This is a genomic window from Aminobacter aminovorans (assembly GCF_900445235.1).
Taxonomy (GTDB): Bacteria; Pseudomonadota; Alphaproteobacteria; order Rhizobiales; family Rhizobiaceae; genus Aminobacter; species Aminobacter aminovorans.
The window spans coordinates 3,387,424-3,409,700 of record NZ_UFSM01000001.1 but is presented as its reverse complement, the minus strand read 5'-3'; the positions used below and the strand labels follow the sequence as shown (position 1 = coordinate 3,409,700).

Annotated in this window: 20 protein-coding genes; 10 read left to right on the top strand and 10 right to left on the bottom strand. The window is 62.7% G+C overall.

Annotated elements, in window-relative coordinates; translation table 11 throughout:
* Positions 1 to 26 precede the first annotated feature (26 nt).
* Positions 27 to 371, top strand: a complete 345-nt coding sequence (locus tag DY201_RS16780; protein ID WP_115733837.1) for a cupin domain-containing protein — start codon at positions 27 to 29, stop codon at positions 369 to 371.
* A 13-nt stretch (positions 372 to 384) separates the two neighbouring features.
* Here the strand turns inward: DY201_RS16780 and DY201_RS16775 are convergent, their stop codons facing one another.
* Complete coding sequence (locus tag DY201_RS16775; protein WP_115732168.1) at positions 385 to 858, bottom strand: GNAT family N-acetyltransferase; 474 nt, start codon at positions 856 to 858, stop codon at positions 385 to 387.
* A complete protein-coding gene (locus tag DY201_RS16770) occupies positions 858 to 1,985 on the bottom strand; it encodes an S-(hydroxymethyl)glutathione dehydrogenase/class III alcohol dehydrogenase (protein ID WP_115732167.1) in 1,128 nt (375 codons plus the stop codon). The genes DY201_RS16775 and DY201_RS16770 overlap by 1 nt, the downstream gene beginning before the upstream one ends.
* A gap of 300 nt (positions 1,986 to 2,285) precedes the next feature.
* Between DY201_RS16770 and dnaE the strand changes: the two genes are divergently transcribed.
* The 5 genes from dnaE (at position 2,286) to DY201_RS16740 (ending at position 9,015) form a co-directional block, all read left to right on the top strand.
* Positions 2,286 to 5,735, top strand: a complete 3,450-nt coding sequence (dnaE, locus tag DY201_RS16765) for a DNA polymerase III subunit alpha (RefSeq protein WP_172582959.1) — start codon at positions 2,286 to 2,288, stop codon at positions 5,733 to 5,735.
* Positions 5,736 to 6,581: 846 nt separating this feature from the next.
* The gene (locus DY201_RS29085; RefSeq protein WP_165915956.1) at positions 6,582 to 6,890 is read left to right on the top strand and encodes a hypothetical protein; all 309 of its coding nucleotides are present in this window, start codon (positions 6,582 to 6,584) and stop codon (positions 6,888 to 6,890) included.
* Between the two features lie 104 nt (positions 6,891 to 6,994).
* Positions 6,995 to 7,948 (top strand): ABC transporter substrate-binding protein, encoded by a 954-nt coding sequence (locus tag DY201_RS16750; RefSeq protein WP_115732166.1) that lies wholly within the window; start codon positions 6,995 to 6,997, stop codon positions 7,946 to 7,948.
* An 85-nt stretch (positions 7,949 to 8,033) separates the two neighbouring features.
* Complete coding sequence (locus DY201_RS16745; protein ID WP_245432021.1) at positions 8,034 to 8,660, top strand: L,D-transpeptidase; 627 nt, start codon at positions 8,034 to 8,036, stop codon at positions 8,658 to 8,660.
* 133 nt (positions 8,661 to 8,793) lie between these two features.
* Positions 8,794 to 9,015 (top strand): hypothetical protein, encoded by a 222-nt coding sequence (locus DY201_RS16740; protein ID WP_245432020.1) that lies wholly within the window; start codon positions 8,794 to 8,796, stop codon positions 9,013 to 9,015.
* 103 nt (positions 9,016 to 9,118) lie between these two features.
* On the opposite strand, the gene DY201_RS16735 is transcribed toward DY201_RS16740, so the two are convergent.
* Positions 9,119 to 10,447 (bottom strand): DNA polymerase IV, encoded by a 1,329-nt coding sequence (locus DY201_RS16735; RefSeq protein ID WP_115732164.1) that lies wholly within the window; start codon positions 10,445 to 10,447, stop codon positions 9,119 to 9,121.
* 67 nt (positions 10,448 to 10,514) lie between these two features.
* Between DY201_RS16735 and DY201_RS16730 the strand changes: the two genes are divergently transcribed.
* Positions 10,515 to 11,090 (top strand): GNAT family N-acetyltransferase, encoded by a 576-nt coding sequence (locus DY201_RS16730; RefSeq protein ID WP_115732163.1) that lies wholly within the window; start codon positions 10,515 to 10,517, stop codon positions 11,088 to 11,090.
* A gap of 27 nt (positions 11,091 to 11,117) precedes the next feature.
* Here the strand turns inward: DY201_RS16730 and DY201_RS16725 are convergent, their stop codons facing one another.
* Positions 11,118 to 11,663, bottom strand: coding sequence for a DUF924 family protein (locus DY201_RS16725; RefSeq protein ID WP_115732162.1), 546 nt, complete (start codon positions 11,661 to 11,663; stop codon positions 11,118 to 11,120).
* A 123-nt stretch (positions 11,664 to 11,786) separates the two neighbouring features.
* Positions 11,787 to 13,634, bottom strand: coding sequence for a monovalent cation:proton antiporter-2 (CPA2) family protein (locus DY201_RS16720; RefSeq protein ID WP_115732161.1), 1,848 nt, complete (start codon positions 13,632 to 13,634; stop codon positions 11,787 to 11,789).
* Between the two features lie 266 nt (positions 13,635 to 13,900).
* Here DY201_RS16720 and DY201_RS16715 point away from each other — a divergent pair, with 266 nt between their 5' ends.
* On the top strand, positions 13,901 to 14,167 hold the full coding sequence (locus DY201_RS16715) for a hypothetical protein (RefSeq protein WP_115733834.1): 267 nt from the start codon (positions 13,901 to 13,903) through the stop codon (positions 14,165 to 14,167).
* A 68-nt stretch (positions 14,168 to 14,235) separates the two neighbouring features.
* Here DY201_RS16715 and DY201_RS16710 read toward each other — a convergent pair whose 3' ends face one another.
* The 4 genes from DY201_RS16710 to DY201_RS16695 all read right to left on the bottom strand — a co-directional run bounded on the left by DY201_RS16710 (position 14,236) and on the right by DY201_RS16695 (position 17,984).
* Positions 14,236 to 14,748, bottom strand: a complete 513-nt coding sequence (locus DY201_RS16710; RefSeq protein WP_245432134.1) for a hypothetical protein — start codon at positions 14,746 to 14,748, stop codon at positions 14,236 to 14,238.
* Between the two features lie 114 nt (positions 14,749 to 14,862).
* Positions 14,863 to 15,945, bottom strand: coding sequence for a YcjF family protein (locus DY201_RS16705; protein ID WP_115732159.1), 1,083 nt, complete (start codon positions 15,943 to 15,945; stop codon positions 14,863 to 14,865).
* Positions 15,942 to 17,414, bottom strand: coding sequence for a YcjX family GTP-binding protein (locus DY201_RS16700; RefSeq protein WP_115732158.1), 1,473 nt, complete (start codon positions 17,412 to 17,414; stop codon positions 15,942 to 15,944). The genes DY201_RS16705 and DY201_RS16700 overlap by 4 nt, the downstream gene beginning before the upstream one ends.
* Positions 17,415 to 17,480: 66 nt before the next feature.
* On the bottom strand, positions 17,481 to 17,984 hold the full coding sequence (locus DY201_RS16695; protein ID WP_115732157.1) for a SixA phosphatase family protein: 504 nt from the start codon (positions 17,982 to 17,984) through the stop codon (positions 17,481 to 17,483).
* Between the two features lie 242 nt (positions 17,985 to 18,226).
* Between DY201_RS16695 and dksA the strand changes: the two genes are divergently transcribed.
* Positions 18,227 to 18,643 carry an RNA polymerase-binding protein DksA gene (gene dksA, locus DY201_RS16690; RefSeq protein WP_067961780.1) on the top strand — a complete coding sequence of 139 codons (417 nt, stop codon included), beginning with the start codon at positions 18,227 to 18,229 and terminating at the stop codon, positions 18,641 to 18,643.
* 77 nt (positions 18,644 to 18,720) lie between these two features.
* Here dksA and DY201_RS16685 read toward each other — a convergent pair whose 3' ends face one another.
* On the bottom strand, positions 18,721 to 19,458 hold the full coding sequence (locus DY201_RS16685) for a flagellar biosynthetic protein FliO (protein ID WP_115732156.1): 738 nt from the start codon (positions 19,456 to 19,458) through the stop codon (positions 18,721 to 18,723).
* A gap of 209 nt (positions 19,459 to 19,667) precedes the next feature.
* Here DY201_RS16685 and cckA point away from each other — a divergent pair, with 209 nt between their 5' ends.
* A complete protein-coding gene (gene cckA / locus DY201_RS16680) occupies positions 19,668 to 22,268 on the top strand; it encodes a cell cycle histidine kinase CckA (protein WP_115732155.1) in 2,601 nt (866 codons plus the stop codon).
* The last annotated feature ends 9 nt before the right edge of the window (positions 22,269 to 22,277 follow it).

Below are 22,277 nucleotides of genomic sequence, written 5' to 3'. Positions count from 1 at the left end.
TCTGGTGCGTCGAACGGAGCCCGACCATGGCACATCTGATCAATCGCGAACAATGGGCTGAAATGCCCGATGTCTGGCACGGTGAATTCCAGGGCGCTGCCTACGGGGCGGACGTTTCTGTCGTGTTCTTCAGTAGTGACAAGGTCGGCGGCGGACCGAAACTTCACACGCATCCTTATCCGGAAGTCTTCATCGTCCGTGTCGGCCGGGCGTTGTTCACCGTTGGCGACGAGACGATCGAAGCGGAGGCGGGGCAAATCCTGGTCGCGCCGGCGAACACGCCGCACAAATTCGCCAATCTCGGGCCCGGACGGCTGGAAACGACCGACCTGCATGTCGCCGGCGCCTTCGACACGACCTGGCTGGAATGAACCCTTGAACCCGTCAGTCGTTAACGCGTGAGACTGGCCTGAGCATGTCGATATGCGGGATGTCGTCTTCCAGGTATTCCTCCGACACCGTATCGAAGCCGAACGACGCGTAGAATCGTTCGAGATGGCTCTGCGCCGACAAGGCAATCGGCCGGCCCGGGAACAGCCGCTCACAGGCGGCGATCGATTCCACCATCAGCTTGTCGCCGAGCCGCTTGCCGCGATGATCAGGCGAGACCACGACCCGGCCAATATAGGCCGGATCGTCATAGCCGGACGGGGCTATGATGCGCGTGCTTGCCAGCAACTCTTTGCCGGCGAGCAGCCTGAGGTGGAGCGCCTCAGGATCCTTGCCGTCCATTTCGGGGAAGGCGCATTTCTGCTCGACGACAAAGACGTCGAGCCGCATCTTCAGCATCGCATAGAGGTCGCGCGGGGACAGGTCGTCGAGCCCCCTGACGTCGACCTCATATGCGATCCCGCTCATCAGTAGACGACCACGCTGCGGATGCTTTCGCCCGCATGCATCAGGTCGAAGCCCTTGTTGATGTCTTCGAGCTTGAGCGTGTGCGTGATCATCGGGTCGATCAGGATCTTGCCCTCCATGTACCAGTCGACGATCTTCGGCACATCGGTGCGGCCACGCGCGCCGCCGAAGGCGGTGCCCTTCCAGGTCCGGCCGGTGACCAGCTGGAACGGACGGGTCGCGATCTCCTGGCCGGCACCGGCGACACCGATAACGATCGACTCGCCCCAGCCGCGATGGCTGGCTTCAAGTGCCTGGCGCATCACCTTGACGTTGCCGGTGCAGTCGAAGGTGTAGTCGGCACCACCGATCTGGTCGGCACCACGCTTGGTCATGTTGACGAGATAGGGAACGATGTCGCCCTCGACCTCCTTCGGATTGACGAAATGCGTCATGCCGAACTTTTCGCCCCAGGCCTTGCGGTCATTGTTGATGTCGACACCGATGATCATGTCGGCACCGGCAAGGCGCAGGCCCTGCAGCACGTTGAGGCCGATGCCGCCGAGGCCAAAGACGATGGCCGTCGAACCGATCTCGACTTTGGCGGTGTTGATCACGGCACCGATGCCGGTCGTCACGCCGCAGCCGATGTAGCAGATCTTGTCGAACGGGGCGTCCGGGTTGACCTTGGCCAGCGCGATCTCGGGCAGCACGGTGAAGTTCGAGAATGTCGAGCAGCCCATGTAATGGAAAATCTTGTCCTTGCCGATCGAGAAGCGGCTCGAACCATCAGGCATCAGGCCTTGGCCCTGCGTCGCGCGGATCGCGGTGCACAGATTGGTTTTCCGCGACAAACATGACGGGCATGAGCGGCATTCCGGCGTATAGAGCGGAATGACGTGGTCGCCCTTCTTCAGCGAGGTCACACCCTTGCCGACGTCGACGACGACACCGGCACCCTCATGGCCCAGAATGGCCGGGAAGATGCCTTCGGGGTCGGCACCCGACAAAGTGAACTCGTCAGTATGGCAGATGCCGGTCGCCTTGATCTCGACCAGCACCTCGCCCTCGCGCGGCCCTTCGAGGTCGACCTCCATGATCTCGAGTGGCTTTCCGGCTCCAACAGCTACGGCGGCGCGGGTTTTCATGGCGATGTTCCTTCAAGCAAACAGGGGGCAAATGTCGGCGGCAAGGTTTCAGGTTTTGCCAATGCATTCAACCGCCAAGGCGACGCACGGCGGTCGCAAAGCGGCGGTTGCGATGATACTCCACAAGCGGTTTCCAGCGCGACCCCTTGCGGGATGGACATGGTGGCTGGCGTGGCCGAACATGGCACCGAAATTTCCAGGTAAATGGCAGACGATTCGATGTCGAGTGACAGGCTCCCACGCGATCCCCTGAAGCGTGAAGCGCTCATAAGGGCTGAAAAGCCAGACACTTCCGAGCGGATGTTCATTCATCTGCGCGTTCACTCTGCCTATTCGCTGCTCGAAGGCGCCCTCAAGCTCGACAAGGTCGTCGCTCACGCTGCCAAGGACGAGGCGCCGGCCATCGCCGTTGCCGACACCAACAATCTGTTCGGGGCGCTCGAATTTGCCCAGAAGGCGACCAAGGACGGCGTGCAGCCATTGATCGCCTGCCAGGTCGACGTCGACTTCGCCGACGGCGGCGACAGCACCCAGCGCGGCCAGGGCTGGAAACAGGCACTCGACCTGTTTCCAGTCGTTCTGATTGCCGCGACCGAAACCGGCTATGCGAACCTCGTCAGGCTGGTCAGTCGGCTCTACCTCGAAACCCCGAACGGCGAGCCGGTTCATGCCAAGCTTGATTGGGTTGCCGGGCTGGCTGAAGGGATCATCTGCCTGACCGGTGGCCCGCGCGGTCCGATCGGTGCTGCGATCAAGAGCGACCACACGGCAATTGCCGAAAGCCGCCTGCTGACCATGAAACAGATGTTCGGCGACCGGCTTTACGTCGAACTCGAGCGTCTGGCCGGCTACGACCGGATGATCGAGGCGGCAACGATCGAGCTCGCCTATCGCCACTATCTGCCTCTGGTCGCCACCAACGAGGCGTTTTTCGCCAAGCGTGCCGACTTCGAGGCCCATGATGCGCTCATCGCCATTGCCGAGGGTTCGGTCGTCGCCGAGGACAATCGTCGCAGGTTGACGCCGGACAATTTCCTCAAGTCGCAGAAGGAGATGGGCGAGCTTTTTGCCGATCTGCCTGAAGCAATCGACAACACGGTCGAGATCGCCAGGCGCTGTTCCTACTACCCCAAGAACCGCAATCCGATCCTGCCACGCTTCACCGGTGGCGATATCGCTGATGCCGACGCGGCCGTTGCCGCCGAGGCTGCGGAACTGTCCCGTCAGGCCCGTGAAGGCCTTGCCATGCGGCTGGAGACGCGTGGCCTGTCGACGGGCTATACGCCCGAACAGTACCAGGAACGCCTGGAGTACGAGCTCGGCATCATCGAGCGCATGAAGTTCCCAGGCTACTTCCTGATCGTTGCCGACTTCATCAAATGGGGCAAGCAGCAAGGCATCCCGGTAGGACCCGGCCGTGGTTCGGGTGCCGGCTCGCTGGTGGCCTACGCGCTCACCATCACCGACGTCGACCCTCTGCGCTTCTCGCTACTGTTCGAGCGTTTTCTCAATCCCGACCGCGTGTCGATGCCCGACTTCGACATCGACTTCTGCCAGGATCGGCGCGAAGAGGTCATTCGCTACGTGCAGGGCAAATATGGCCGCGACCAGGTCGGCCAGATCATCACTTTTGGTACGCTGCAGGCCCGCGCGGTGTTGCGCGACGTCGGCCGCGTGCTGCAGATGCCTTACGGCCAGGTCGACAAGCTGTGCAAGATGGTGCCGCAGAACCCGGCCAATCCGGTGACGCTCGGACAGGCGATCGAGGGCGAACCGCGTTTTGCCGAAGAGGCCGAGCGCGAGCCTATCGTCCAGACGCTGCTCGACATGGCGCAGAAGCTCGAAGGCCTCTATCGCCACGCCTCGACGCACGCCGCTGGTATCGTCATCGGCGACCGTCCGCTGTCCGAACTCGTGCCGATGTATCGAGACCCGCGTTCCGACATGCCGGTCACCCAGTTCAACATGAAATATGTCGAACAGGCCGGTCTGGTGAAGTTCGACTTCCTTGGCCTGAAGACGCTGACCGTCCTGCAGAAGGCCGTTCATTTCATCAGCCGCCGCGGCGTCGACATCGATCTCGCATTGATCCCGCTCGACGATCCCTTGACCTATGCCATGCTGTCGCGCGGCGAGACCGTCGGCATCTTCCAGGTTGAAAGTGCCGGCATGCGCAAGGCGCTGATCGGCATGAAGCCTGACCAGGTCGAGGATATCATCGCGCTGGTGGCACTGTATCGCCCTGGTCCGATGGAGAACATCCCGACCTACAACGCCCGCAAGCATGGTGAGGAGGAGATCGCTTCGATCCATCCGATGATCGACTATCTGGTGAAGGAGACCCAAGGGGTTATCGTTTACCAGGAACAGGTCATGCAGATTGCGCAGGTGCTGTCGGGCTATTCGCTCGGTGAAGCCGATCTGCTGCGACGCGCCATGGGCAAGAAGATCCGCGCCGAGATGGACAAGCAGCGCGAGCGCTTTGTCACTGGCGCCATGGACAAGAAGGTCAGCAAGCCGCAGGCCAATGCGATCTTCGATCTGCTCGCCAAATTCGCCGACTACGGCTTCAACAAGTCGCACGCCGCAGCCTACGCTATCGTGTCCTACCAGACGGCATATCTGAAGGCGCATTACCCGGTCGAGTTCCTCGCGGCCTCGATGACCTACGATATGTCCAATACGGACAAGCTGAACGATTTCCGTCAGGACGCCATGCGCCTTGGCATCGATGTCGTGCCGCCATCGGTCATGACGAGTTTCCGTGACTTCGAGGTCGGTGAAAAGAAGATCTTCTACTCGCTTGCGGCGATCAAGGGCGTGGGCGAGGCCGCGGTGCAGCACATCGTTGCCAAGCGCGAGGAAAAGCCGTTTGCCAGCCTCGCCGACTTCTGCGAGCGCATCGATCCGAAGCTTGTCGGCAAGCGTGTCTTTGAAAGCCTGATCATGGCCGGCGCGCTCGACTGTTTCGGTCACGAGCGCGCAGCGATGATGGCGGGCATAGAGCGGATGATGGGCCTTGCTTCGCGTGCCCATGAGAACGCCACGCTCGGCCAGTCCGACATCTTCGGCAGTGCTGCTTCAGGACAGGCGCCGTCGCTGCATCTTCCGGTCGCCGATGCGTGGCTTCCCGCCGACCGGCTCCATCGCGAGTTCCAGGTCGTCGGCTTTTATCTCTCGGCGCATCCGCTCGACGAATACAAGGCAGCGCTCGAAAAGATGCGTGTCCAGAACTGGGGTGACTTTGCCGCTGCCGTGAAACGTGGTGCGACTGCCGGCCGTCTGGCCGGCACCGTCACCACCAAGCAGGAGCGCAAGACCAAGACCGGCAACAAGATGGGCATCGTCCAGTTCTCGGATGTTTCAGGCCAGTATGAAGCGGTGATGTTCTCGGAGACGCTGGCGCAGTACCGTGACTTGTGCGAGCCCGGCAAATCCGTGGTCGTCACCGTCGCCGCCGAGGATCGCCCGGAAGGCGTGAGCCTGCGCATTCAGACGGTGCAGTCGCTCGAGGACGAAGCGAGCCGGGTGCAGAAGACGTTGCGCATCTTCGTGCGCGACGCAGCGCCCCTCAACATGCTGTCCAACCAGCTGACCGTGCGCGGCGAAGGCGAGGTCAGCTTCATCGTGCTCAAGGGCGAGGCCGAGGGCGAGATCGAAATCGAGCTGCGTGAGCGCTATCGCATCACGCCGTCGATCGCGTCGGCCATGCGGGCAGTGCCGGGGGTGGTCGAGGTCGAACTGGTTTAGCCGGTCAGATTGTCTTCGCTGTCGGTCACCTCTTCTTTCCCGCCGGCTCGTTCCGGCAGGCCTGCGCCGCTCCATAAGCATGACCCGCTCGCGTTCGTTCTGCGTTAGCGCAGTTGCTCGTTCGAACTCGCCAAGTGCCGCCGCGAAGCGGTCGAGTTTCATCAGCAGGTCGGCACGCACGCTTGGCAGCAGGTGATGGTTGCGCAGGGCTGGTTCGTGCATCAGTTGGTCGGCGAGCTCCAGTCCCGCTGCTGGACCGAATGCCATCGCCAGTGCCATGGCCCGGTTCAGTTCGATCACGGGCGAGGGCGCGAGTGCTGAAAGTGCCGCGTAGAGAGCAGCTATGCGCGGCCAGTCAGTCTGTTCGGCCGTGCGCGCCCGGCCGTGGCAGGCGGCGATTGCCGCCTGGAGCGTGTACGGCCCTCGGCGGTGCAGGGTTTCTGCCTTGGCAAGCGCTGCAAGACCACATTTGATCAGCAGATGGTCCCAGCGGGACCGCCGATCAGCCTCAAGGTGAGTGCTGCACGTGCGTCGGCCGAAAGCACCGGATGACAGGACACGAACATCAGCCCGAGCATGTCGTCGCCCATCCCTTGGTACGGCGACAATTGTCGATGGCCGGCGCTTGGCCGGGGCGATCAGCCAGGCGCCGGGTTTGTTCGGAATGCCGGAAGCGGACCAGTTGAGCAGTGCCGCGATGAGAGCATTCTGGGCGAACTCTTCCGCCAGGTCGACGCTGCGGGTGAAGCGGGTCAATGCCGCTACGATCCGTGCCCGCTCCATGCGGAACACGGTCACGATGGCCCTTGCGTCGCGCGGCTTCTCGCGACGCTGTCATGACGGACAATGTCGGTCGACATCGCCATGGAGGGCCGGCTGTCGTTCGCGGCAATCTATTTCTTGTCTTGCGCGACGCCCATTTCGCGGAAGCGCTCAATGCCTGCGCTTGGCTCGAAATCCGCGAGATCGACCATCTGGCGCACCTCGATCTGGCCGTTCTCGATCTGCGGGTTGGGAAACCGGTGGCCCATTCCCGGCGGACAGGAAAAAACCAAGGACGAATTCGCCAGGCTCTTCGCCGCATCCGGCTTCAGGCTGACAAGAGTGATCGAGGCCGGCCCTCGTATGAGTATCATAGAAGGCGAGCCGGCCTGACCCCTGCGGATACTTCGAGCCTGAACCGCAACAAGCAACTTCGCTTGACTTGGCATTGATAAGACTAAATCCTGTATGCCAGCGGAAACGAGGCTGCGGTCAACATGAAGGCCCTGTTGCGAGGTGTCTGCGTTGCGGCTGTGCTGTTGGGAGGTAGCCTCCAGGCACATTCTGCCGATCTCGTTGTGGCCATGCCCAATTGGCCATCCGGCCAGGCATCCGCCAACATCATCAAGGTCGCACTTGAGAAGTCGCTCAAGATCGAGGTCGAGGTCGAGGAAATGGGAACCTTGATCGCCTTCACCGGCCTGGATTCAGGCAAGGTCGATATTCACCCCGAGGTTTGGCGACCGAACCTCGACTCGCTGGTGCAGAAATATGTCACCGAACGCGGCACCGTTCACCTGAGCCCGCGCGGCGTGTCGGCGACGCAAGGGTTATGCGTCACCCAAAAGACCTATGACGACTATGGCATTCACGAGGTCGCCGACCTTACGGACCCGTTGAAAACCAAGGTGTTCGACACCGATGGCGACGGTAAGGGCGAGATCTGGATCGGTGCCCAGGGCTGGTCGTCGACCGACATCGAGCGCATCCGCGCCAAGAGCTATGGCTACGCGGCAACGATGACGCTGCTCGAAATGCCGGAGGAGGTCGGCATGTCGGCGGTGGATGCTGCAGTGGCGACCGACAAGCCGATCGTTTTTTACTGTTACAGTCCGCATCACGTGTTTGAGCTGCATCAGATCAAGCAACTGAGCGAACCGTCTTTCGATAGCGCAAAGTGGAATGTCATCTTACCCGCGGATGATCCGATGTGGCTGTCGAAGTCCGATGCGCCCGTAGCCTGGAAACCATCGAGTTTCAGCGTCGCTTATGCAACGTCGCTGTCCAAGCGTTTGCCGCAAGTGGCCAGATTTCTCGACAATATAGATTTCAGCGCCGACGAAGTGACGGCCATGGGCTACGCGCTCGAGGTCGAAAGGCAGGATCCGGCGAAGTTTGCGGAGCAATGGGTGGCGAGCCACGAAGACCGTGTGAAAGCTTGGATGAAGTGACGCCCGCGAGGGCTGGAAAGGGGTAGTGCGCATGGCAGGGACGGCGCGTCCACGCAGATGGTTCGGTTGGGTCGCCCTCTTTTTCATGGCTGCAGGGCTCGGAGCAGCACTGGCGCAGGTCGGCCCGACAACACAGATCTTCGATCCCAAGACCCATAAATGGATCAACTACGATCGCAAGAAGGCACGCCAGTATTACGCCGCTCACGGCCAGGTGCCAGACGCGTTCCGCCGCCAGATCGTAACGTTCCGCACCGCCGAGAAGCCGGGCACCATCATCATCGACGGTAACCAGCACTTCCTCTATCTAGTCTTGCCCGGTCTCAGGGCCGTGCGATACGGCATTGGGGTCGGTCGCGACGGTTTTGGTTGGGCCGGGATCGTGCGTGTCGGGCGCATGGCCGAATGGCCGACCTGGACGCCGCCAGCCGAAATGGTGGCGCGCGATCCGAACGCGGCCAAATTTGCTGGCGGCATGCCTGGCGGCCCCGACAATCCGCTCGGCGCGCGTGCGCTTTATCTCTACCAGGGCGACCAGGATACGATTTATCGCATCCATGGCACACCGGAGCCGTGGACGATCGGCCTCGACGTGTCGTCCGGCTGCATCCGCATGAACAATGACGACATCGTCGACCTGCATGCCCAGGTTCAGGTTGGCGCCAAGGTGGTGGTGCTTATGCAGGGGGCTGCGCTCTACAAGGGGGTATGAGCGTTGCCGTTTGAGAATGACAAACGCGTCCAACGAGGGGGATATGATGCGAAAAGCTTATCTCTGCGGAACTGGTTTGCTTGCGGGCCTTGCTGTCGCTGGCTGTTCCTCCACCGCGCCTGAACCGCAAGACATGGCACGGACCACGGTGCAGACGGCGCCCGCCGACCTGCAGCTTACCTGTGCCAGTGCGGCGGCAACGTCCGCCGGCGTCGAAGCCGACAAGGTGCTGCCGGTCGGCTCGTCGCAGTTGGACGCGACTAGGTATCAGGTCGATCTCAATGCATCTGGCCAACGCTATGTTTGCGTTGTCGACAATGTAGGCAATGTGACCTCGGTGCAGAAAGCGGCTTGATAAACGAGCCAGCTTGGACACGACGGAACTTGGGTCTTCCATCGACGACAGCAAGGCAGACGGGCGTTGCCAGCGGACGCACCCGCCGGGCGAACGCTGCCCCTCAATCGTCCAGCGCCTCTGGCGGATGCGCGTTGCGGCCCTTGCCGAACGTGTAACCGGTCTCGACGGCGTTTTTGCCAAACTTGCCGCGCAGCACGTCGATGGCGCCTTCAGCCAGTGCGCGCTTGTGCGACTGGGTATCGACGAGATCGGGCGGATCGGCACGTTCGTCGTCGGACAGGTCGCTGACGCCGATGCCGAGCAGACGATACTTCGTACCGTCGGTCTCCTTCGACAGCAACTGCATGCCGGTCTGGAAGATACGGTCGGCAAGTCGCGTCGGATCGGCAAGGCGGCGGTTGCGTGTCCTGATCTTGAAATCCTGGGTCTTGAGCTTGAGCACGACGGTGCGTCCGGCAATGTTGGCCTTCTTCAGCCGGGTCGAGACCTTTTCCGACAGCGCCCGCAGCACCGGTACCAACTCTGCCGATGAGGCGAGATCTGTATCGAAGGTGGTCTCCGCCGACACGCTCTTGGCTTCCTGGTCGGGCGAAACCTGGCGGTCATCCTGGGCACGTGACAGGTGGTAGAGGCGGCTGCCCATCGTGCCGTAGCGGCGCATCAGATCGCCGCGTTCCATGCGCTGCAACTGGCCGATGCTGCGGATGCCGTCGCTTTCGAGTGTCGCGGCAAAGGCTTTGCCGACGCCCCAGATCATCGTCACCGGCTGCGGCGCCAGGAACGCAAGCGCTTCAGCCCCGCCGATGACCGCAAAGCCGCGCGGCTTGCGGAGGTCTGAGGCGACCTTGGCCAAGAACTTGCAGTAGGACAGCCCGGCGGAGACGGTGATGCCGATCTCCTTCTCGACGGTGGCGGCAAATCGCGCGAGCACTAGCGCCGGTGGCAGGCCATGCAGGCGCTCGGTGCCGTCCAGGTCGAGAAAGGCCTCGTCGATCGACAGTGGTTCAACCAGCGGCGTCAGCGCCTGCATCATCGAGCGCACCTCACGCCCGACGCGGACATATTTTTCCATGTCGGGGCTGATCACGACCGCCTCGGGGCAAGCCTCCAGCGCCTTGAACATCGGCATTGCCGAGCGCACGCCATGAATGCGGGCGATGTAGCAAGCCGTCGAAACCACGCCGCGCTTGCCGCCGCCAATGATGACCGGCTTGTCTTTCAGTTCTGGGTTGTCGCGCTTTTCCACCGCCGCATAGAAGGCATCGCAGTCGATATGGGCGAGGTGCAGTTGGTAGAGCTCGGGATGGCGCAACAGGCGAGGGCTGCCGCAGGCATGGCAGCGCGGTCCCGACCCACGCTGAAGGGCCAGGCAGTCGCGGCAAAAACCGTGGCTGGGATCGTTGACAGGCATCGCCTTCGCTGCGAACATAAAGAGAACAAGCGCGATTTTATGTCAGCAGCCCCGTCGGGACAAGGCTGCGCTGCGGAGCTACGCCATGACTGATGCCATTTCGCCGCTGACGCCGGATCTGTGGCCACATTTCGAGGATTTGTTCGGCAAGCAGGGTGCCTGCTATGGCTGCTGGTGCACCTATTTCAGGCTGCCGCCGGCGATCAGGCGGGACAGCAACCGAGAGAGCAACAAGGATCACATAAAGGCGCGAATCGCGGCTGGGCCGCCGCCCGGCTTGCTGGCCTTTTCGGATGGTCAGGCGGTCGGCTGGATGCAGATCGGCCCACGCGCCGACGTGCCAGAGTTCAACAATGCGGGCAGGGGCTCTGCGCCACTTGCGGCGCAGGACGCCGGTGACCCTGCCGTCTGGGCCATCTCCTGCTTCTTCATCCGCGGCAACGTGCGCGGACTGGGAATGACGCACCGGCTTGTCGAAGCAGGGATCGCATATGCGCGCCAGGCGGGTGCGCGCGTGCTCGAGGCCTGCCCGATCGACAAGTCGAATGGAAAACACCCGGCCAGCCTCTTTGTCGGCTCGACGCGGGTGTTCGACAAGGTAGGGTTTACGCGCGTCATCGAGCGCAAACCCGGCCGGCCGCTGATGCGCCTCGAGCTTTGAGGCCTGGCTGCCCCATACGTCGCCGCGCTAGCCGGAAAAGCCGCCGGCTTCGAGAAACGCCACTTCCTGTTCGGTCGATTCGCGCCCCAGGATGAAGTTGCGGTGCGGAAAACGGCCGAAACGGGCGACGATGTCACGATGGCCGATGGCGTGCTTGAGATAGTCGCCACCAAGCGCGGTCGAGCGTTGGAGCGGGATGTCGTGGTCGGCCAGCGTCTCGGAATGCGAGAAAGGCAGATAGAAGAAAACCCTGATCGGTCCTTCCGTCGCCATGTCGTGGCCGTCGGCGACGGCCTGGCGCGCGAAATGGCGGGCGAGCGGATCGGTCGCATACATGTGGCCGCTGCCGCGGAAGCAATTGCGCGGAAACTGGTCGAGCAGGATCATCAAGGCCAGCGCGCCCTCGGCGTCGTTTGCCCAGGCATCGCACTGGCGCTTGGCAGCGGCCATGTGCAGGTCGCCGAAGCGGTCGCGAAAGCTGTCATCGAACATGACATCCTTGCGGAACCAGCTCTCGGGTCCGGCCTCGCGCCAGAAGGCTGCGACCTCGGTTGCACGCTGCCTGTCCACCATGATCAATTCCTCTCGATCTGTTCCGTTGTCGTACCACGCGCCTTTTCTGGGCGCGCAAAGGGCGCTGCAGCGCCTGGAGTTTGTGAATGATCCTTTCCGAGAAACAAATTCGATTTTCGGGGGTTATTCACCTGGAATGGCCTTCCTGGCGATCGCATCCGCCGCCTCTTCGTTGAGGGCCTTGGCGGTACGCCGTGGCGGTGTCAGCGGTGTCGGCACCGGCCCGGCGATATTGCCTTGCAGGAAGTCGCCGCCGGCGTGGATGTCGCCGGCGAATTGCATTTCCAGCCGCGCGGCGTCGCGACGGCGGACTTCTTCGATCACCTCGGCGACGTCGTCCGGGTCTTCACCGAGCTTTTCGAGCGTGGCGCCGCCAAAGACGATCGCCGATTCGAACGTCTCGCGCAGTTGGTAGTCGACGCCGGCGCGAATGAGTTTCATCGCGGTGCCGCGGTCATAGGCACGCGCCAGAACCGGCACCAGCGGAAACTCGGCGGCGAGGTTTTGGGCAATGCGGACAGCAACGTCTTCCTTGTCGACGCAGATCAGCACGGCGCGCGCGCGGCCGGCACCAGCCGCATGCAGGATGTCGAGGCGGGTGCCGTCGCCATAATAGATCTTGAAGCCGAAATCGGCCGCCGCCTGGATCATCTCGACGTCATTGTCGATGATCGAGACGTCGACGCCGCGCAGCAGCAAGGGCTGGCTGGCGATCTGTCCGAACCGGCCAAAGCCGATGACCAGCACCGTGCCGCTGAGTTCTGCCGCGACGTCGACGTCTTCGAGGGACTGCTCGACCTGGGGGGTGAAGCGGCGCAGCACCATGATCGCCAGCGGGGTGAGTACCATCGAGATGATGATGATGGCAGTCAGGATCGCGTTGGCCTCACCGTCGATGATGCCGACGGCTAGGGCAGAGGAATAGAGCACGAAGGCGAATTCGCCGCCTTGCGCCATGATGACGGCGCGTTCCAGCGCCTCGCGATGACCCGACTTCAGGAAACGTGCAACGGCATAGATGCCGATGCCTTTCATCAGCATGTAGACCACGACGTAGAAGGCGATCATCTGCCAGTTGGCGAGCACGACCGTCAGGTCGAGCGACATGCCGACCGCGATGAAGAACATGCCGAGCAGGATGCCGCGGAAGGGCTCGACGTCGGCTTCGAGCTGATGCCGGAAGGTCGATTCGGACAGCAGCACGCCGGCCAGGAAGGCGCCCATTGCCATCGAGAGACCGCCGAGCTGCATCGCGAGCGCGGCCCCCAGCACGACAAGCAGGGCAGCTGCGGTCATGACTTCGCGAGCGCGCGAATCGGCAAGGACGCGAAACAGCGGGTTGAGCAGATAGCGGCCGGCAATGACCAGGCCGGTGATCGATGCCATGCCGATTCCGATATCGGTCAGCCGCCCGGCCCAGCCCGTGCCGGCATCGGTGGCGGCGACAGGGGCCAGGAAAGCAACCAGTGCCAGCAAAGGCACGATGGCGAGGTCCTCAAGCAACAGGATCGAAACCATGCGCTGGCCCTTGGGCGTCGACATCTCGCCGCGTTCGTCAAGCAGTTGCATGACGATTGCGGTCGAGGTCAGCACGAAGCCGGCACCGGCGACAAAGGATTGCGAAACCAGAAAGCCTCCCGCCAGACCGACCAGGGTCAAAAGCAGTGCGCAGACGCCGACCTGAAGTGCGCCAAGGCCGAAGATTTCGCGCCGCAGGCCCCAGAGCCGCGACGGCTGCATCTCGAGGCCGATGATGAACAGGAACATCACCACACCGAGCTCGGCGACATGCAGGATGGTTTCGGCTTCCGAGAAGATGCCGATGCCGAACGGGCCGATGATCACGCCGGCGCTGAGATAGCCCAGAATGGAACCGAGACCGAGGCGCTTGAAGATGGGGACCGCAACCACGCCCGCGGCCAGCAGCGCCACCACTGGAATCAGATCGACACCCGCTGTCTCTGCTGCCATGCGCCTTGTCGATCCTTGCTTGCGCGGCGGACGCCGCTTGGTGGGAAAGTGCCAAGATAGGTGCTTCGAACGCTGCCGAACAGCCCGAGCTGCCTGTCGAAACATCTTGCCACAACATTGTCGCCGAATCGGTATGCCAATGCCTCTGGCCCCACAACCTGCCATTGCGTGTGACATGGCTTGACGCTAAGGCGGGCGTGGTTTCGACCAGCGTGGGGTTGAACTGCCGCCGGCGCTTTTTTGCCGGCTACGAGGAGAAGACTGACATGAAAAATATGCTGTTTGCCGTGCTCGGCGTCGCCGCACTTGGCCTCTCGGCCTGCTCGAAGGCGCCGGAATGCACCGCCGAGGTTCTGACCAAGAAGAGCCAGGAAGTTGCGACCGCGCTGCAGGAAGCCATCACCAAGGACCCGGCCAAGGCAGCCGAGCTGTCCACGAAGGTGCAGGAAGTTGCCTCCAAATACACCGGGGCGACGACTTCTGAAGAGGCCTGCAAGGCCTATGACGACCTGCTGACGGCCATCAAGGGCTGATTCTTCAACGCTTGAACGAAAAGGGCGGCACCACAGGTGTCGCCCTTTTTATTTGCGGGAATGAAGAATCAGTTCTTGGCGATGGCGCCGACGGCCGTGCCATCGACACGCGACAGTTTCATCCCGATGACCGGCACCAACTGCTTGTCGACGCGCACCGAGACGGTGACGTGCATCAGATTGTCGTCTGGCATGCGCGCCTGCATGACACCGTTGAGCTGGTTGCGGTTGAGCGACAGGATGACCTTGCGTCCGTCGACGACACTGCCAGAGATGATGTCGAGGCCTTTACCTTCGGACCCGTCGAGGAACTTGCCTCGGTAGCCGCTGCGGCCCTTCTGCTCGATCGTTGCCGACATCTTCTGAGTGAAGACGCCGACGCGGCAGCCGCCGTCGAGCGACATGCCGACCTTGCCATCGGGAGTCGAGCCGGTGAAATTGCAGGTGAACTTGGTGCCCTTGTACTTTCCGGCGACGATTTCGCCCGGGCCGACCCATTCGCCTTCGACCGTCTTGAAGAACTTCTTGTCGCGCTCGGCTCCCTTGACCGTGTCGGCATGCGCGACGGAAGGCAGTGCCATGGCCACGGCAGGCAGGACAGCGGACAACAACAAGCGCTTCATGGGCACACCCGACAGCAGGAAACTGGAACGATTAGCTGAAAGGACCATGACCAAGAATGGTTAATGCTTCGTCTATTTGGCCTTTTCTGCAGCCTTGTCTTTGGTGGCGAAGGTGGTGAGTGCGGTGAGGAAATCGCCCATGCCTGGACGCTTGACGGCAGCGAAGGGCAGCGGGCGCGCCGTCTCCATCGCCGCGATGCCGATGCGGGCCGTCATCATGCCGTTGACCACGCCTTCTCCGAGCTTGGCAGACACTTTGGCGGCAAGGCCATGGCCGACAAGCTGCTGAACGAAACTGTCGCCTACGGCGATCGATCCGGTGACAGCGAGATGGGCAAGGGCCGAGCGGGCGAGGCGGAAGAAGCCGAGCGTACCTGGCCTGCCACCGTAAAGTTCGGACAGGCGCCGGATCAGGCGACCGGCTTCGAACATGACATAGGCGATGTCGACGAGCGCGCGCGGGCTGACCGCCGTCACCAGCGACACGCGTTTGGCGGCGTCCAGGATGAGGATCTTCGCCCGCGCGTCGAGAGGTGCCAGTATCTCGGCTTCGGCGAGCCGCACGAGGTCGGCGCCGTCGATCACCTCGCCGCGCAAATCGGCGAGCGCACGTCGACCCACGGCCGTTTCAGGCTTCGTCGCCAGAAGGTTCGACAATTCGTCGACGACGTTGCGGGCAGCGCCGGGGTCGTTGCGCGCGATGGCGTCATTGGCCCGACCGCGCAGGCGTTCGACCGAAGCCAGCCGGAACACCGCCAGAATTTCGCGCAAGAGGATGACGACGAGCGCTGATGCCGCGATGACGGCGGCACCCACCGCCAACCAGCCGAGCCAGTCGGCGCGCGTAAACAGATCGCGGATCAGCTTGTCGGTCCAGAGCCCGACACCGAGCGAGATCAGGATGCCGAATGCTGTCAGGAAGATCGCGCCGATGCGCGAGCTGCGTTTGGACGCGGTTGCCGGTGGCGGTTCTGCGGCGGCAATGTCGGCTTCCTCGAAGACATCGAACGCGGCCGGTGTCACGACAGCGGTTTCGGCCGCCAAAGCGCGCGGCTTGCGCGGTGGCGCCAAGGAAGGTGTTTGAGCAGCCGCCATCTCTTGCGTTGCCGGTTCCGGTTCGATGCGAAAGGCGGCGGGCTTTCTGGGAGCGCTCATGCGAGATGGTCTCCGATGAGGAATTGCAGGGCGCGGTCGAGCCGGATGTGCGGCAGGGATAGCGTCGCCCCTTCTGCGGTGCGCTCCAGCCTGGGTGGGCGGAAGCGCACGAAACGGATCGTCGGATCGGTGGAATCCTGGCGGTGATTGGTGCCGAAATCCTGAAAGACGACATCGGCTTTCTCCGGTAAGTCGCCGGGAAATATCGCAGTTTCGCTGTTGCCATCGAAACGTTCCTTGCCGATCGTCTCGCCTTCGATCGGTGTTCCGATGATGACGGGCAGGGTGTCGCGGCCCTGCTTGACGGTGCCTTCGCGGGTGGCGCGTACGGCGGCAAGCGCCAGCACGTCGACCTTCGCGCCTGAGAGATTGGCCCGCGCAACGGCGCGGTCGGCAAGCCGCCGCACGATAGACTGCAGCCTGTCATGGCTCTCGTGGTGGAGATGATCGGCCTTGGTTGCAGCGACCAGGATGCGGTCGATACGTCGGGAAAACAGGTCGGTCAGGAGATTGCCCCGTCCCGGGCGGAAGCAGGCGAGGATTTCCGTCACCGCGCGCTCGAGGTCGGCAATGGCGCCGGGGCCGGCATTCAGCGCCTGCATCGCATCGATCAGCACGATCTGGCGGTCGAGGCGTGCGATGTGCTCGCGAAAGAACGGTTTCACCACATGCGTCTTATAGGCCTCGTAGCGCCGCTCCATCATCGCATGCAGCGATCCTGGCCGCGCGCGCTGGCTGAGACCAGGAAGCGGTGCGAATGTCAGCGCCGGCGATCCCTCGAGGTCGCCAGGCATCAGGAAACGTCCGGGCGGCAGCGTCGACAAGGCGCGCTCGTCGTCCTTGCAGGCTTTGAGATAGGCAGCGAAGCTCTCGAACAGCCGCCGCGCGGTCATCTCGTCGGCATCCGCCTCGGGCTTTACTGTGGCGGCAAGCTCGCGCCAGGCTTCCGACAGATCGGCGCGAACCGGCAGGCGCGCGAGCTCGAAAGCCTCGCTGGAGAAGTCGTCGTAACTCTTGCCGAGCAGCGGCAGGTCGAGCAGCCATTCGCCCGGATAATCGACGAGGTCGACCGACAGTCTTCCTGCTGAAAACATGCGGTTCCAGCCCGAAGCGGACTCGAATTCTATGGTCAGCCTGAGTTCCGAGATGGCGCGGGTGGAGTCAGGCCAGATGCGATGGCCGACGAGGGCGGCGACATGATCTTCGTACTGGAAGCGCGGCACGGCGTCGTCGGGCTGTTCCTCGAGGAAAGCCCGCGATATGCGCCCCGATTTCTGCGCCTCAAACAGCGGCAGCCGGCCGCCATGGATCAGATTGTGCACGAAGGACGTGATGAAAACGGTCTTGCCGGCCCGCGACAAGCCGGTCACGCCCAGCCGCAGTGACGGCGAGAAAAGCCCAGCGGCACGGCCGGAAAATGTATCGAGCGCAATGCGCGCCTCATCGGTAAAGCTGGTCAGAGACGCCAATCGTCGATCCCCTGCGGTCGCGCCGGATATAGGTGCCGGTGCAGGGATTTGAAATGGTGGCCGGCTTCAAAGATCGGCAGGCGTCAGAAACGCCTCGAGATAGCCATGGCCGAGTTCGGCGCCGGAAAGCTCGCCTTCGAAGCGGATCACGGCGAGGCCCGAGGTCGGGAAGCCGGTCTGCAGCGTATGTAGCGCCGCCTGGTCGCCGTCGCCTGAAACAGCCATGGCGAGGTCTTCCATCATCGGGTTGTGGCCAATGACCAGGATCGAGCCATGCCGGCCATTCTCGCGTATCTTGTCGAAGTAGCCGGCGGCATCGGCGCTGTAGAGATCGTCGGTGAAGACGACCCGACCGGTGTCCGTATGGCCTGCCAGGCCTTCCAGGGTTTCGCGGGCCCGCCGGGCATTGGAGCAGAGCGTGAGTTCCGGCACATAGCCGTTGGCGCGCATCGCCGTGCCGGTCGCTTCCGCATCCGCAATGCCGGTGGCGTCGAGCGGCCGGTCGAAATCCCTGACGCCGGGCAGGGCCCATCCGGCCTTGGCGTGTCGTAGAAGGTAGAGCTTGCCCAAATGTTGCTCCTGGAAGCCCGATCTGGCGACGAGCCTGCGCCAACTGTCCCCTCAGGATGTAGCCAAGCGTCGGGCGCCTTGCAACCGGACGGTGCCGTTGCGCGTTCCTTGGCAGAGAGTTGCGCTCTTGCCACGTCCGAATCACGACGTTGTGGGCGGCGCAAACTTTTCGATGAATACGCTTGTGTGGGGCTTGGCCCGCGAATATATAGGCGCCAAAACGGGGTTGTCGGGTGAGTCGAATGAACGATACCGTTACTCTTGGCTACGTGCCCTCCGATGAGGAGCCGTTCATGAACGAGCGGCAAAAGTCTTACTTCAGAGCTAAGTTGGTTGCCTGGAAGAACGACATCCTCCGCGAAGCTCGCGAAACCCTCGAAATACTTCAGCAGGAAAACGCCAACCATCCGGATCTTGCCGATCGCGCATCGTCCGAGACCGACCGTGCCATTGAACTCAGGGCACGCGACCGTCAACGGAAGTTGATCTCCAAGATCGACTCGGCCCTGCAGAGGATTGACGAGGGTACCTACGGTTATTGCGAGGAGACGGGTGAACCGATTTCGCTGAAGCGACTGGACGCACGTCCGATCGCTACGCTGTCGATTGAGGCTCAGGAGCGTCACGAGCGCCGCGAAAAAGTCTATCGCGACGACTGATCGCGGAACGGCAAAAACAAAAAAAGGCGGCTTCGGCCGCCTTTTTTCTTGTCCGCACGCTGGATCGTCGAGCGAGCTTACCGCTTGTGACTCGTAAGTTCGCCAAGCAGCTTCGCCATTTCGTCATCGAGCGACGGATCGACAGCCTTTGCCGGTTTGGCCTGCGGCTTGTCGTCGAGCGAAACCTCAAGCTCCTTCATCAACGTGTCATCGATGAGGTCGCGCGGCGATGGTGAAGCGACGGGCGCGGGTGCAGGTCGCGCAGGAGCCGAATAGCTTGGCGCAACATAGGTTTTCGGATCCGGGCTGTTCGCGATCAGCGGCGCCGAAGCCAAGGGCATCTTGGGTGGTGCCGGGCGTGGCTGGATCGGCGCTGGTGCTGGCTGCTGCTGTTGCGGCCTGGCAGTTGCCGGCGCTGCCGGGCGAGGGACCGGCTGCTGTGGGGCCTGCTGCGGGCGAGGCGCCTGGGGCGCTTGCTGCACCGCTTCCGTGCCGGTCAATGCCGGGCGGCGCGGTGCGGTCATGCGTATGTCGGTTTCCACCACGACGTCGGTCGGCCCGCCGATCAGCAGCAGATGTTCGATGTCGTCGCGGCGCACCAGTACGAGCCGCCGCTGGCTGTCGATCGCAGTCGCGTCCATGACGGCGAGGCGCGTCTTCCTGTTTCTGCCGCCTGCAACGAAGGTGCCGAAGGTCAGGCTGCGGACCAGCTTGACGATGACGAGCACGATGACCAGCAGCACAAGGGCGGCAAAAGTCCACAGCACCGCCGCCGTATATCCAGGTCCTGCTACGTTATCGAGCCATTCAAACATGTCTTACCCCCGTCGCCGCGCCCGGGCGACACTAACGCCTAGCTGTCGCGCACGGCAAGTTGCCATTCGTGCAATACAGGCGCGATTGACGCTAAGCGCATGATCTTGCCCCGGGCTTGCACCGCCTTTTTGTGGCTAGGCCTTTTCCCGGTAAGGAGAATGTGATTCAACCGCTCCGGTAAGAGGGAGCCGGAGAGACTCGCAAGGGCATGGCCAAGGAAACGCGCAACGACTTCTATCCGGTTCCGATCGTGGATCAGGCAGCGCGCCCCGATGCCATCACCCGGCTGATCATCTTCATCGTCGTCTTGACCGGATCGGCGATCATCTTTGGCCTCTTTCGCGAACGCCTCGGCGATCCGTTCCTGGTGGGCATGCTTGGGGTGCTTGCGATGATCGGCGTCGGTTATCTCTTCGCCACCGCCATCGGCTTCGTCCAGATGGCGCCGCGCTCGCCGGCCGATGGCCTTTCCAAGGCCTTTGTCGACTCGATGTCACAAGGCTTGCTCCTTACCGACGTCAAAGGCCGCGTCGTCTACGCCAACCGCGCCTATGCCGACATGACCGGTGCAACGACGGCTTCGGACCTGAAAACGGTCGAGGGCCTGTTGTCGGATGTGCCCGAAGCGTCATCGACGATCACGCAGCTGGCATCCGGCTTGCGTGACGGCGAGGCCAACGATGGCGAGTTCCGCCTTGCCCAATCCATTCGTCCGGGGGCAGCACCCGGCGCGCGCTGGTACCGCGTGCGGGCCCGCGCCTTCAACGTACCCAGCCAGCGTCAGCCGCTGAATGCCTGGCAACTTGCCGACATTTCTCCTGAAAGAGCCGAGCAGGAGCGGTTTTTCCTCGACCTGCAGCAGGCCATCGATCACCTCGATCACGCCCCGGCCGGTTTCTTCTCCGCCGATCAGGAAGGCCGCATCACCTATGTCAATGCGACGCTGGCCGAATGGCTCGGCATCGACCTGGCAAGCTTCACGCCCGGTGCCATCACCCTGGATGAGGTCGTCGCCGGCGACGGCATGGCGCTCGTCCGCTCGGTCAAGGCCGATCCGGGAACCACGCGCAACGCCGTCATCGATCTCGATCTGGCGACCATCGCCGGCGAGGCGTTGCCGGTACGCTTCATGCATCGCGTCTCGGCGAGCCGCGAAGGCATCAACGGGCCGACGCGCACGATCGTGCTCAACCGCACCCAAGGCGAGGATTCGTCGGCGCAGTTGCGTGCTTCGGAGGTTCGCTTCACGCGCTTCTTCAATTCGACGCCGATGGCTATTGCCGGCGTCGATCACAATGGCCGGATCCTGCGCACCAACGCGCCGTTCCTGTCGCTGTTTTCGTCTGTCGTCGACCGGGATGCCGTCGACCGCAAGGTCCGTCTCGATACCGTCATCCACGATCGTGACCGCGCAGCGTTCGCAGCCGCTCTCGAGAGGGCACATCAGCGCCAGGCCGACATTGCGCCCATCGACACCGTAATGCCCGACAATGAGGAGCGCCACATGCGCTTCTACGTCAATGCGGTTGCCGACGGGTCGGATGCCGAGGGCGCCGAAGAGGCGGCAATCGTCTATGCGGTCGAGACCACTGAGCAGAAGGCGCTCGAAAACCAGATGGCGCAGAGCCAGAAGATGCAGGCGGTGGGACAGCTCGCCGGCGGCATCGCACATGACTTCAACAACGTGCTGACCGCCATCATCATGGCGTCTGACCTGCTGCTGACCAATCATCGTCCGTCGGACCCGTCCTTCCCCGACATCATGAACATCAAGCAGAACGCCAACCGCGCCGCCTCTCTGGTCAGGCAGTTACTGGCGTTCTCGCGCAAGCAGACGCTGCGTCCCGAGGTGCTGAGCCTCACCGACGTGCTCGCCGATCTGCGCACGCTGGTGGCGCGCCTCGTCGGCAACAGCATCAAGCTCAAGATCGATCATGGCCGCGATCTGTGGCCGGTTCGGGCCGATATCGGCCAGTTCGAGCAGGTGGTTGTCAACCTCGCCGTCAATGCGCGCGACGCGATGCCTGACGGCGGCGATCTGATGATCCGCACCAAGAACGTGCCTGCCGAGGAGTGCAAGGCCTATGGCTATCGTGAGATGGTGCCTGCCGACTATGTCGTGGTCGAAGTCGAGGACACCGGCAGCGGCATCGCGCCGGAGGTGCTGAAGAAGATATTCGAGCCGTTCTTCACCACCAAGGAGGTCGGCAAGGGCACCGGCCTGGGTCTGTCGATGGTCTATGGCATCATCAAGCAGACCGGTGGTTTCATTTATTGCGACTCCGAGGTCGGCAAGGGGACCGTGTTCCGCATCTTCCTGCCGCGCCACGTCGCCAGGCCGGTACAGGCGGAAGAGGCCAGGTCCGACGGTGAGGTTGCAGCGCCAGTGGCCGCCAAGCAGCCGGAGGCGGCACAAGCCAATGTCGCCAAGGACCTTTCCGGTTCGGCAACCGTGCTTCTGGTCGAGGATGAGGATGCCGTGCGCATGGGCGGGGTGAGGGCGCTGACCTCGCGCGGCTACACCGTGCACGAGGCGTCGTCGGGCGTCGAGGCGCTCGAGATATTCGACGAGCTCAAGGGCCAGATCGATATCGTCGTGTCGGATGTGGTGATGCCCGAGATGGATGGGCCGACACTGCTTGGCGAGCTGCGCAAGCGTCAGCCCGACATCCGCTTCGTCTTTGTCTCCGGTTATGCCGAAGACGCCTTTGCCAAGAACCTGCCGGCAGATGCGCAGTTCGGCTTCCTGCCCAAGCCGTTCTCACTCAAGCAACTGGCGACGGTCGTCAAAGAAGTGCTCGAGGGCTAGGCATCGTGT